This is a genomic window from Thalassospira xianhensis MCCC 1A02616, assembly GCF_003326475.1.
Lineage (GTDB): Bacteria > Pseudomonadota > Alphaproteobacteria > Rhodospirillales > Thalassospiraceae > Thalassospira > Thalassospira xianhensis.
Genome location: NZ_JPWA01000065.1, coordinates 1 through 11,558, shown reverse-complemented (window position 1 = coordinate 11,558; position 11,558 = coordinate 1). Strand labels below are relative to the sequence as shown.

General features: G+C 56.2%; 11 protein-coding genes. 4 read left to right on the top strand and 7 right to left on the bottom strand.

Features of this window, described 5'->3' with window-relative positions; translation table 11 throughout:
* The 3 genes from TH5_RS24560 to TH5_RS24550 all read left to right on the top strand — a co-directional run.
* Positions 1-583 (top strand): L-threonylcarbamoyladenylate synthase (locus tag TH5_RS24560; protein ID WP_208638537.1); only part of this gene is annotated, 583 nt, incomplete at its 5' end.
* Between the two features lie 25 nt (positions 584-608).
* Positions 609-2,024, top strand: a complete 1,416-nt coding sequence (locus TH5_RS24555) for an FAD-binding oxidoreductase (RefSeq protein ID WP_114124070.1) — start codon at positions 609-611, stop codon at positions 2,022-2,024.
* Positions 2,025-2,062: 38 nt separating this feature from the next.
* A complete protein-coding gene (locus TH5_RS24550; protein ID WP_114124069.1) occupies positions 2,063-2,812 on the top strand; it encodes a DUF4336 domain-containing protein in 750 nt (249 codons plus the stop codon).
* 16 nt (positions 2,813-2,828) lie between these two features.
* Here the strand turns inward: TH5_RS24550 and TH5_RS24545 are convergent, their stop codons facing one another.
* The 7 genes from TH5_RS24545 to TH5_RS24515 form a co-directional block, all read right to left on the bottom strand.
* Complete coding sequence (locus TH5_RS24545; protein WP_114124068.1) at positions 2,829-3,743, bottom strand: DMT family transporter; 915 nt, start codon at positions 3,741-3,743, stop codon at positions 2,829-2,831.
* 121 nt (positions 3,744-3,864) lie between these two features.
* Positions 3,865-4,719 (bottom strand): 5'-nucleotidase, lipoprotein e(P4) family, encoded by an 855-nt coding sequence (locus TH5_RS24540; protein WP_114124067.1) that lies wholly within the window; start codon positions 4,717-4,719, stop codon positions 3,865-3,867.
* Between the two features lie 192 nt (positions 4,720-4,911).
* Positions 4,912-5,226 carry an acylphosphatase gene (locus TH5_RS24535; protein WP_114124066.1) on the bottom strand — a complete coding sequence of 105 codons (315 nt, stop codon included), beginning with the start codon at positions 5,224-5,226 and terminating at the stop codon, positions 4,912-4,914.
* A gap of 29 nt (positions 5,227-5,255) precedes the next feature.
* The gene (locus tag TH5_RS24530; protein WP_197467351.1) at positions 5,256-5,639 is read right to left on the bottom strand and encodes a DUF1244 domain-containing protein; all 384 of its coding nucleotides are present in this window, start codon (positions 5,637-5,639) and stop codon (positions 5,256-5,258) included.
* Positions 5,632-6,381 (bottom strand): HAD family hydrolase, encoded by a 750-nt coding sequence (locus TH5_RS24525; RefSeq protein WP_114124065.1) that lies wholly within the window; start codon positions 6,379-6,381, stop codon positions 5,632-5,634. The genes TH5_RS24530 and TH5_RS24525 overlap by 8 nt, the downstream gene beginning before the upstream one ends.
* 241 nt (positions 6,382-6,622) lie before the next feature.
* Complete coding sequence (accC, locus tag TH5_RS24520) at positions 6,623-8,629, bottom strand: acetyl-CoA carboxylase biotin carboxylase subunit (RefSeq protein ID WP_114124064.1); 2,007 nt, start codon at positions 8,627-8,629, stop codon at positions 6,623-6,625.
* 29 nt (positions 8,630-8,658) lie between these two features.
* Positions 8,659-10,191: an acyl-CoA carboxylase subunit beta gene (locus tag TH5_RS24515; protein WP_062958932.1), complete on the bottom strand. Its 1,533-nt coding sequence runs from the start codon at positions 10,189-10,191 to the stop codon at positions 8,659-8,661.
* A 307-nt stretch (positions 10,192-10,498) separates the two neighbouring features.
* On the opposite strand from TH5_RS24515, the gene TH5_RS24510 reads away from it, so the two are divergent.
* Positions 10,499-11,476: an ABC transporter transmembrane domain-containing protein gene (locus TH5_RS24510; RefSeq protein ID WP_114124063.1), complete on the top strand. Its 978-nt coding sequence runs from the start codon at positions 10,499-10,501 to the stop codon at positions 11,474-11,476.
* Positions 11,477-11,558: the final 82 nt, after the last annotated feature.

The following is an 11,558-nucleotide window of genomic DNA, read 5'->3' as shown; positions in this document are numbered from 1 at the left end:
CGCCCCCTCGGCCAACCGGTCCGGGCGGATCAGCCCGACGACGGCGGCCCATGTGGCAGCATCCCTTGGCAATGCGATTGGCATGATTCTGGATGGCGGGCCCTGCGGGGTTGGACTTGAAAGCACGGTCATTGATCTTACCACCGATCAGGTGGTGATGCTGCGCCCCGGCGGGATTACGCGTGATCAGGTGGCAGAAGTTCTGGGATGCGACGTCGTGATGGCGGAAACCGATGACAACGCCCCCAAAAGCCCCGGCATGCTGACCAGTCATTATGCGCCGGGATTGCCGGTGCGGCTGAATGCGACGGCACCGGACCAGAAGAAATACGGCCATGAAATATTGCTGGCCTTCGGGGATTGCGTGACCAAGGGGTTTGACAAGGTCCTGTGGCTTTCGAAAACCGGTGATGACCGAGAAGCCGCCGCCAACCTGTTTGCCAAACTGCACGAAGCCGATCAGCCGCGCTTTGACGGGATCGCGATTGCGCCGATCCCCGATGCTGGTCTTGGGCTTGCGATCAATGACCGGATGAAACGCGCCAGCGCACCGCGTGCCCCCCACCCGGCCCCCAGCAATTAAAGTTCAGCCGAACGGAAATCACCCGATGTCCATCCTGCCCGCCAGCGCGATCAAGGAACTTCAGGATGCCCTTGGCCCGAAAGGCTGGAGCATGGAGCCCGATATACTCGCCACGCACAATGCCGAAGCCCGTGGCAAGTTTGCCGGTGATGCGGGCATGGTGCTTTATCCGGCCAACACCGACGAAGTCGCCAAATGTGTCGCGATCTGCGCAACGCATGGCATTGCGATTGTGCCCCAGGGCGGCAATACCGGGCGATGCGGCGGTGCGGTTGCCAACGCGGCCGAGGTGATTTTAAACCTTCGACGGATGAACCGGATCATCGAGATGGATGGGCGCGATTTTACCGCCACCGTCGAGGCGGGCACGATTTTGCAAACCCTTCAGGAAGCTGCCCTTGACCGCGATCTGATCTTCCCGCTTAGCCTTGGTGCTGAGGGCACCTGCCAGATTGGCGGCAACCTTGCGACCAATGCTGGGGGGCTGAACGTCATCCGTTATGGCAATGCACGTGATCTGGTTCTGGGGCTTGAAGTCGTTCTGCCCGATGGCAGCGTGTGGAACGGGCTTTCGAAATTGCGCAAGGACAATACCGGCTATGATCTGCGCGATCTGTTTATCGGGGCCGAAGGGACGCTTGGCATTATCACCACGGCAACGCTGAAACTGTTTCCCAAGCCGCGCCATGTCGCGACCGCTTGGGTGGCTGTCCCCAGCCCCGATGCCGCCCTTGACCTTCTGGCGCTTGCGCGGCGTGACAGCGGTGATGCGATTGCCGCGTTCGAACTGATCTGCGGCTTTGCCCATGACATGACGGTGGCACACCTGCCGGGGCTATCCGCCCCGCTTGCCGCACCCTCGGACTGGTATGTGATGATCGAACTGACCTCGTCACGGCCCAAGGATGATCTGAACGAGGTTCTAAGCGACCTTCTCGAAAGCGCCCTTGAAGCGGGCCTTGCCAGCGATGCGACATTGGCACAGTCCGAAGCCCAGCGCGCCAATCTTTGGGCGATCCGCGAAGGCATCCCCGAGGCGCAAGGTTTTGAAGGCGGCAGTATCAAGCATGATGTTTCGGTCCCGGTTTCCAGGGTGCCGGAATTGCTGGTGCGTGGCATGGCCGCCGCCGGGGACCTGATCCCGGGCATTCGCCCCTGCCCGTTTGGCCATGTCGGCGATGGCAATATCCATTTCAATTTCACCCAGCCCGTCGAAATGGAAAAGCAGGCGTTTCTGGATTGCTGGGAAACGTTAAACCGCCTGATCCATGACATTGTCGCCGATCTTGGCGGCTCGATCAGTGCCGAACATGGCATTGGCAAGCTGAAGCTTGATGAACTGGCCCGCTATGCCAGCCCGGAAAAGATGAAGCTTTTGCGCGTGATCAAGGATGCGATTGATCCCGATGGTATGCTTAATCCTGGCAAGATCGTGAAATAGCCCTAATAGCCAGCGACCCCATCCCCAAAAGGTCCGCGATGTTTTCGATTGATACCTATGATCCGCTAAACGTTCCCAAGGCCGTTGGGGACGAAATCTGGATCGTGGATGGCCCGGTGATCGGGTTTCAGTATCTCGGCATGAAACTGCCGTTTCCGACCCGGATGACGATCATCCGGCTGGCATCGGGCAAGCTGTTTGTCCATTCACCGATCCGTTTGACGGCGGACCTTAAGGCCAGTGTTGATGCACTGGGCGAAGTTGCCTGTCTGGTTGCGCCCAATACCATCCATTATGCCGGGGTGCCGGAATGGCAGGCGGCCTATCCGGCGGCGCAAAGTTTCTGTGCGCCCGGTGTGATCAAGCGGGCGAAATCGGTCGGCATGACGGTATCGTTTGACGCCGAATTGGCCGACAGCGTTGAACGCGAATGGGCGGGCGAGATTGAACAGGTGATGGTGCGCGGCGGCTATTTGTCCGAGGTGGTATTTTATCACCCGAAATCAAACACCCTGATCCTTACCGACCTGATCGAGAATTTCGAAGCCCACAAGATCAAAAGCCCGATCTGGCGCTGGCTGGTCCGGATGTTTGGCTCGATGGACCCGGATGGATGTGCTCCGCGCGATATGCGCATGACCTTTGCCGGACACAAGGAAAGTCTTCGCAAGGCGGTAAATCAGATGATCGACTGGGCACCGGAACGGGTGATTATCGCGCATGGCCGCTGGTATGATCACAACGGCACCGCCGAGATCAAACGCGCCTTTCGCTGGGTCATGAAATAAATCATGCTCACTGCGGTCATTGCCGAAGCGATATCACCCCTGCCCCGACAATCATCGCAATACCAAGAACCGATAGCGCATCCGGGCTTTCGGCAAAAAAGATAATTCCCCAGATCACGGAAAAGCCGACATAGGCAAAGTCAAACGTCCCGATCATCTGGGATGGTCCATTCTGATAGGCAATGGCCGCACCGACACTACCAATCAGGATCGAGGCCGCAAGCATCGCCATCATGCCCCAGTCAGAAGCCGTCATGAGTGTCCAGGAGGCAAGCAGAAAACCATGGCGCATCTCGTCAGACAGCGTGCTTATAACAGCCGCCGCAATCCCGCCGACAATCACAAAGGTGCAATTAAGCGCCAACGACAGCATGATCGGATGTTCGGCCCGGCATTTGGTACGGGTAAGGATCATCGCCAGCGCATAAAGCATCGCCGAAAGCAACGGCAGCAGGGCATATAAGTTGAAATTGTCCGCCGTCGGTCGAAGGATCAGCAAGACGCCAAGAAACCCCATGAAAACTGCCGCCCATCCCATGCGACTTATCCGGTTTCCGATAAGGACAGCCGAAAACAGCGTGATGAAGATCGGCAGAGTATAATAGGTCGCCGCCGCGACCGACAAGGTCAGATGGGGCAAGGCCAGATAATAGCTGATCCACATTGCAACCAGCATGAAGCTGCGCAACGCCATCCATTTCACCGCACCGTTCAGGCGCAAGGATGCCGGGGATCGGATCGCCAGATAAACAACCAGAAACGGTATCGCGATCAACGAGCGAATGACAAAAATCTGCCAGATCACGAATGACGTGCTGGATTGCTTGATCAGCGCATCACCCAGCGACAGCGCCAGAACCGTGAATATGATCGTACCAACCGCAAGCGGTATGTTATCGGCCTTCGAATTTGGGGCGTCGGCGCGGTCCATCGGTCCCCTTTCGGATGCATGACTTCGTGAAAGCCAACACAAGCACATTGATCCCGTGCGGTCAAAAAAAGGGGCGCGCCAATCGTGACACGCCCCTTTTCATATCAAGATGTGCGACAGATTATTCTTTCGGGCCCGACCAGCTATTGAGCGCGTCAAGCTTGTCCTGACGGCGGGCTTCAGGTGACTTTTTCCAGTCATTGCCAAATGCCGCGGATTCCCATGACCCATAGGTCGGGTTTGGCAGCATGAACCAGCGCTCACCCCAATAGGTCGCGTATTTGTCCATGACTTCAAGGCGTTCATCGATGGTGCCATCGATATCGTCGGTGAAATCGCCGAAGTTATCGCCAAACATCATGATGACCCGGAAATCAGCCGCAACTGCCGCACGACGGGTCGCCTTGGCGGAACCCCATTCTTCCTTTTCACCGCGCACCATCACATGGTCCGCATCGGCGTAAGGGAAGCCGTATTCCTGAAGGTTTTTGATTGTCGCGGCTTCTTCGGCGGCCTTGCGGTTGGTGACATAGAAGACTTCAACGCCCTTATCGGCGGCCGCCTTGGTCAGTTCCAGCGCGCCCGGGGTCGGGGTTGAAATCGCATCTTCGACAAATGCCGCCCAGGTTTTGGAGCTGTAAGACGTATTGGCCGTCACAACCCATGACTGATAGGCCGAGTTATCGAGCACGGTTTCATCAACATCAAGGATGATCGCCGGCGGTTTTGCCGAATAATTGCCATCCTGTTCAAGGGCCGCGGTCCAGTCATGATCGCCAATCGCGGCATCGAGAAGACGCTGCGCGCCGGCATAAACCGAAAGGGCGGTGGTTTTGTATTCGACCGAGGTCTGATACCAAAGCGACGCGTTCAGACCGTCATTCTGTGCCGGTTCCTGTGCCTGTGCGCCAAACGCGCCAAAGGCCGACCCTGCCAGAAGAACAGCAACGCCAAATGATTTCGTCGTCAATTTCATCTTTGTATTCTCCCTGTTTGGTTCCCGATCCGGCCATCGCATACCCGTGAAGCAAAACAGCGGGCTGACCAACCGGACAGGATCGCAAGAGCATGCCACCGCACCGCACCAAAGAAAAAGCCTTTTTCTGCATCGGGGCGGAAAAAGGCTTTGAACGCGGTTGGATAAAGGCGCCAATCCGGCAGCCCGCAATCAGACAGTCGGGCGTTTTTCAAAAGTGATGAACCCGTCTTCAAGCCCGGGTTCCTCGTGCACGCGGGTGACATTCGCATGCATCGGGCCCTCGTGACAGGCAGCGATCATGGATTGCACCCCAGCCACCGGGCCGCAAAACAGGGCTTCGACCGTGCCATCCGCGCGGTTGCGCACCCAGCCGGTCAGATCGCGTTTGCGGGCTTCCTCAACCGTCCAGGCGCGATACCACACGCCCTGCACCCGGCCTTCAATCCGGGCATGAACGGAAATGTTTCCGGTGCCGGTTTGCGGGTCAGGTTCGGTGGTGGTCATGACAACATCCTTTGATGTGATGCTTACTTCTACTTCGCACCGGGAATATTGGCGTGCAGATGGGCGGTATCCTGAAACTTCTGTTTCTGTTCGGCGCTTGCCGGGGCCTGATGATTGTCTTTCCATTCATCATAGGTCATGCCGTAAACGACTTCACGCGCGCCATCATAATCCATAGGCACGCTGCGTTCACGCGCCGCTGCCAGATACCATTTGGCAAGGCAGTTGCGGCAGAAACCCGCAAGGTTCATCAGATCGATATTCTGCACATCCTTGCGGTCCTGAAGATGCTGCACAAGCCCCCGAAAGGCCGCAGCTTCAAGTTCCAGCTTGGTCTGCGGATCAAGATTTGCCGCAGGGCCATTGGCAAGGGATGCTTCGGTCGACATTTCCGAACCGGCGCAATCAGACATTTTCCATACTCCCGACCGTGCCATAGGCTGGCAGGTCCTGTTCAAGTTTTTCGATGCTTTCGGGCACGGCGGCGATGCTTTCGACCGTCACGAAATGATCATTGTCGATTTCGGTCTGATCGACCATTTCGTGGACCCATGTGATTTCATAGGGAATGTGGATCGCAGACCCACCGCACGCAAGGACGGGCAGGATGTCGGACTTTAACGAATTGCCGATCATCACCGCCTCGGACGGCTCAACCCCGTAGCGGCCAAAGATATTGCGATAGGTCAGCGGATCCTTTTCCGAGACGATCTCGACCCCGGCAAACAGGCTTTCGAGGCCGGACCGCTCGATTTTAAGCTGCTGGGCGATCAAATCGCCCTTGGTGATCAGAACGACCTTGCGATCCGCCTGCTTGGCATAATGGCGCAGAACATCCTCGGCCCCTTCAATAAGGCGGGTCGGTGCACGCAGCATGGATTTGCCGATTTCGGCCAGTTCATGAATTTCGGCTGCACTTATTTTCTTTTCAGAAATTTCAATCGCGGTTTCGATCATCGACAGGGTGAAACCGGTAATGCCGTATCCATAGATCGAAAGATTGGCCAGTTCCGCCTGATACAGGCGATCATTCACCGTATCGGCATCGCCATAGTGCGAGAGCATTTCGCGCAGGCGGATATGGGCATCGCGAAACAGCGGTTCGTTATGCCACAGCGTATCGTCGCCATCAAAGGCAATCAGTTTATAGGTCATTCAAAGCCCTCGTTTCTTGTTATTGGATGGCCATGTCAAAGCATCGGGCCTCAATCCGCGACCATAGGTCAGCCGGAAATCGCCGTAAAGCCCCGTTTTCTGTATTTAATATGCGTTGCAACTGTTCGAAAGGGGTTGCAAACCCGTCCGATCGAACAGGTATGAAACAAAAAGCGCCGGGGGAATGTTCCCCCGACGCCGATCACGTTTCAGTCAATGCCCGACCAGATGACAATCCGGCCTAGGCTACCTCGTCTTTTTCAAACTCGATAATGATCGCATCAACCGATAGGTTCGCCCCCTGCTCGGCGTGGATTTTCTTGACCACGCCTTTGCTTTCGGCCTTAAGCACGTTTTCCATTTTCATCGCTTCAAGGATGCAAAGCTCCTCGCCCGGCTGGACGGTCTGGCCTTCGGTGACCGACACCTTGACCAGCAGCCCTGGCATCGGGGACAACAGGAAGTTTGACATATCCGGCGGCGCCTTGAACGGCATCAGTTTTTGCAATTCTGCCACGCGGGGCAGCATGACCTTGAAGCTGCGCTGGATGCCGTTGGCCGACAGGCGATAGCCGACACCCTCCACATCGATCTGCACGCAGACCGGCGCACCGTCAATTTCGCCGACAAACAGCGCATCACCGATTTTCCAGTCGGATGATACGCCATAACTGCGATCCCCGATGGCGACGATATAGTCATTGTTAACACCGTCAATTTCGATATCGAACGCAGTGTGATCATCGCCCGATACCGCGACCCAGCTTTCGGCGACGGTCAACGGATGGTCACTGACCTGCCCGGTCACCCGTGCATTGCGTTCGGCAACGCGCTGATTGAGGTATCCGGCAACAACAACCAGCATCGCCGGATCATCATTGGGCAGATCATCGGCAGAAAAGCCGTTGGGATATTCTTCGGCGATGAAATTGGTGGTGATGTTGCCTGACTGGAACCGTTTATTGGCCATGACGGCGGCAACAAACGGGATATTGTGCGAAATACCGCGAATGTAATAGGCATCAAGGGCGGCCCGCATTTCGGCAATCGCATCATCACGGGTTTCGCCGTAAGTCACGAGTTTGGCGACCATCGGGTCGTAATACATCGAAATTTCGCCGCCTTCATAGACACCGGTATCGACACGCACCGATGCGCTTTCAGCCGGCGGCTGATACCGCACCAAACGCCCGGTGGAAGGCAGGAATTCACGGAACGGATCTTCGGCGTAAATGCGGGTTTCCATCGCCCATCCGGTCAGCTTGACATCATCCTGCGCGAGCGTCAGCTTTTCGTCATTGGCGATTTTGATCATCCATTCCACAAGGTCCTCGCCCGTAACCAGCTCGGTCACCGGATGTTCGACCTGAAGGCGGGTGTTCATTTCAAGGAAGTAGAAGTTCTTGTCTTTATCGACGATGAATTCCACGGTTCCGGCAGAGCAGTAATCCACCGCATGCGCCAGTGCCACGGCCTGTTCGCCCATGGCCTTGCGGGTTTCGGGATCAATAAAGGGTGACGGCGCTTCTTCGACGACTTTCTGATGACGGCGCTGGATCGAACATTCGCGTTCGCCAAGGTAAATGCCGTGACCGTGTTTATCGCAAAGCACCTGAATTTCGATATGGCGCGGTTCTTCAACGAATTTCTCGATAAAGACGCGATCATCACCAAACGAGCTTGCCGCTTCTGACGTGGCGCGCTCGAACCCTTCGCGGCATTCGGCATCGTTGCGTGCAATGCGCATGCCCTTGCCGCCACCACCAGCCGACGCCTTCAACATCACCGGATAGCCGACATCATTGGCAATTTTGATCGCCTCGTCGGTGTCCTTGATCACGCCCATATAGCCCGGAACGGTGGAAACACCGGCTTCCGCAGCGATTTTTTTCGATGTGATCTTATCGCCCATCGCGGCAATCGCGCCGACCGGCGGGCCGATGAAGGCGATTTTGGCGGCATCAAGCGCCTTGGCGAATGCCTGATTTTCCGAAAGGAACCCATAGCCGGGATGGACGGCCTCCGCCCCCGTGGATTTGCAGGCATCGATGATTTTATCAATCATCAGATAGGACTGGTTGGATGGCGCCGGGCCGATATGCACGGCTTCGTCGGCCATCTGCACATGCAGGGCATTTTTATCGGCATCGGAATAAACCGCGACCGTGGCAATGCCCATTTTACGGGCTGATTTGATCACGCGGCAGGCAATTTCACCGCGGTTGGCAATCAGGATTTTCTTGAACATATTGTTTGCTCCCAATTTGACGTCGCGGGTTAAAGCGGAATGTTGCCGTGTTTGCGGGCCGGGTTCTTGATGTCCTTGTTGCGCAGCATGCCCAGTGCCTTGCAGACGCGGCGGCGCGTGCCATGCGGCATGATGACATCATCAATGAAGCCCTTGCGCCCCGCGACAAACGGGTTGGCAAATTTTTCACGGTATTCTTCGGTGCGGGCCTCGATCTTGGCCGGGTCGTTCATATCGGCCCTGAAAATGATTTCCACCGCGCCCTTTGGCCCCATCACCGCGATTTCGGCGGTCGGCCAGGCATAGTTGACGTCACCGCGCAGATGCTTGGATGCCATCACGTCATAAGCCCCGCCATAAGCCTTGCGGGTGATGACGGTGACCTTTGGCACCGTCGCCTCGGCATAGGCATAAAGCAGTTTGGCACCGTGCTTGATGATGCCACCATATTCCTGCGCGGTCCCCGGCATGAAGCCCGGCACATCGACAAAGGTGACAATCGGGATGTTATAGGCATCACAGAACCGTACAAACCGCGCGGCCTTTTTCGAGGATGCAATATCAAGGCAACCGGCCAGAACCATCGGCTGATTGGCGACGATGCCAACCGTGCGGCCATCCATGCGCGCCATGCCGATGATGATGTTTTTGGCATGATCGGGCTGAATTTCATAAAAGTCGCCTTCATCCACGACCTTTGTGATCAGTTCCTTCATGTCATAAGGCATGTTGGGATTTTCAGGAACCAGCGTATCAAGCGAGAAATCATCGCGCATGATCGGGTCTTCACACAGACGTGCAGGCGGCTTTTCCTTATTGGATAGCGGCAGGAAATCCATGAAACGGCGTGTCTGCAACAGCAGATCAACATCGTTTTCAAACGCCAGATCGGCCACACCGGAAATGCTGGTATGGGTCATCGCCCCGCCAAGTTCCTCGTGGGTGACTTCCTCGTGCGTCACGGTCTTGACCACATCCGGGCCGGTCACGAACATGTATGAACTGTCCTTGACCATGAAAATGAAGTCGGTCATGGCCGGGCTATAGACCGCCCCCCCGGCACACGGCCCCATGATCAGGGAAATTTGCGGGATCACGCCGGATGCCTCGACATTGCGCTGGAACACATCGGCATAACCGGCAAGGCTTTCGACACCTTCCTGGATGCGCGCCCCGCCGGAATCGTTAAGCCCGATCACCGGTGCGCCGACCTTCATCGCCTGATCCATGATCTTGCAGATCTTGCGTGCATGCGCACCTGAAAGTGCACCGCCAAACACGGTGAAATCCTGTGAAAAGACAAACACCAGACGGCCATTGATCGTGCCATGCCCGGTGACCACGCCATCGCCCGGAATGCGGTTTTCGGTCATGCCGAAATCAACGCAATCATGTTCGACAAACATGTCCCATTCCTCGAACGAGCCTTCGTCAAGAAGCACATCAAGCCGTTCGCGCGCGGTCAGTTTGCCCTTGGCATGCTGATTGTCGATGCGGCGCTGGCCGCCGCCCATGGCCGCCTCTGCGCGTTTGGCTTCGAGCTTGGCGATAATATCCTGCATATTGCGTGATCCTTATTTTGGGCCGCCCGGAATGCATTCATGACGATGGTCATGCCGGTGATGCAATCTGAATGATGAATTGAAATAGCATTATTCGGTACTGGAATGCCAATTATTTTTCACAGTCTGGTACAGGAACAAAATGGCCCGCAAAGGCCTGATTTCCCTAACGTCATTGCGATATGTGTGGGCGGGCTGAACTAAAGTCTAGAAGCCGGTCGGGAAATACCGGCATTTCGAACGATGCGGGCACCAAACGGGTTCTGGCGCGTTAAGGCCTTATGATATCCACCAGAACGGTCCTTTCATGAAGCTGTTTCGCATCCGCCCGCACAAGCCGAAATCCACCGGCGATGATCGCCCTGCGCAATCCTTATGGCGTTACATCTGGCTGATGAGTGGCCGGCACCAGATCGTTGTATGCCTGATTGCCATATCGGTTGCCATCCTTGGCATTGTGCCGCTGGAACTGCAACGCAGGCTTGTCGACGATGCGATCAGCAAACAGGACATGTCGCTTCTGACCGTACTGGCCGTGATCTATCTGGCGGTGGTGCTGGTGCAGTCGGCGGCCAAATTCACGCTTCGGATTTACGAAGGCTGGCTAAGCGAAAGCGCAATCCGTCATAACCGACGCCATCTCAGCCGCCTTTACGCCGAAGACCGCACCGGCAATGGCGAAGGCGAAAACGGCCGGGCGGTTTCGATCATCGGATCGGAAATCGAAAAACTCGGCGGGTTTGTGGGCGATGGCCTTTCGCAGCCGGTCGTCAATGCCGGGATGCTGATTTTCGGGATCGGCTATATGGTCAGTGTCGAGCCGATCATTGGCCTGATCGGCATTCTTGCCCTGATCCCGCAAATCGCACTGGTGCCGGTCATTCAAAAACAGATCAACCGGCTGATTGAAAAGCGCGTGGAAAAAATGCGCGAAGTCAGCGATGAGCTAAGCGAACTCCATCCCGGCGAAGATGACGATCACAAGGAACTTCTGGACCCGATCCATCGCGGCATCAGTTACCTTTATAACAACCGCATGTGGTTTTTCATCCTCAAGTTCGGGATGAAAACCCTGATCAATCTGCTGAATGCCCTGGCCCCGCTTTGCGTGCTGGTCGTCGGTGGTTATCTTGCGATCAAGGGTGAAACATCGGTCGGGATTATTGTCGCCTTCATTTCCGGCTTTGACCGGATGTCATCACCAATGCGCGAATTGCTGTCCTATTACCGGATGGCGGCACAGGCAGCCGTACAGCACAGAATGATCGCGAAATGGATGAATTGATCAGGGCAACGAATGTTTATCGCTGCCCGATCAGATCAAGATACCGCCCCGCCGCCAGCAATTCGGCCCGGTGGCGTTCGCG

Excerpts from the sequence above, each read along its gene's own strand:
- TH5_RS24555 (WP_114124070.1), top strand. The coding sequence starts at position 609 with ATGTCCATCCTGCCCGCCAGCGCGATCAAGGAACTTCAGGATGCCCTT.
- TH5_RS24550 (WP_114124069.1), top strand. The coding sequence starts at position 2,063 with ATGTTTTCGATTGATACCTATGATCCGCTAAACGTTCCCAAGGCCGTT.
- TH5_RS24545 (WP_114124068.1), bottom strand. The coding sequence starts at position 3,743 with ATGGACCGCGCCGACGCCCCAAATTCGAAGGCCGATAACATACCGCTT.
- TH5_RS24540 (WP_114124067.1), bottom strand. The coding sequence starts at position 4,719 with ATGAAATTGACGACGAAATCATTTGGCGTTGCTGTTCTTCTGGCAGGG.
- TH5_RS24535 (WP_114124066.1), bottom strand. The coding sequence starts at position 5,226 with ATGACCACCACCGAACCTGACCCGCAAACCGGCACCGGAAACATTTCC.
- TH5_RS24530 (WP_197467351.1), bottom strand. The coding sequence starts at position 5,639 with ATGTCTGATTGCGCCGGTTCGGAAATGTCGACCGAAGCATCCCTTGCC.
- TH5_RS24525 (WP_114124065.1), bottom strand. The coding sequence starts at position 6,381 with ATGACCTATAAACTGATTGCCTTTGATGGCGACGATACGCTGTGGCAT.
- accC (WP_114124064.1), bottom strand. The coding sequence starts at position 8,629 with ATGTTCAAGAAAATCCTGATTGCCAACCGCGGTGAAATTGCCTGCCGC.
- TH5_RS24515 (WP_062958932.1), bottom strand. The coding sequence starts at position 10,191 with ATGCAGGATATTATCGCCAAGCTCGAAGCCAAACGCGCAGAGGCGGCC.
- TH5_RS24510 (WP_114124063.1), top strand. The coding sequence starts at position 10,499 with ATGAAGCTGTTTCGCATCCGCCCGCACAAGCCGAAATCCACCGGCGAT.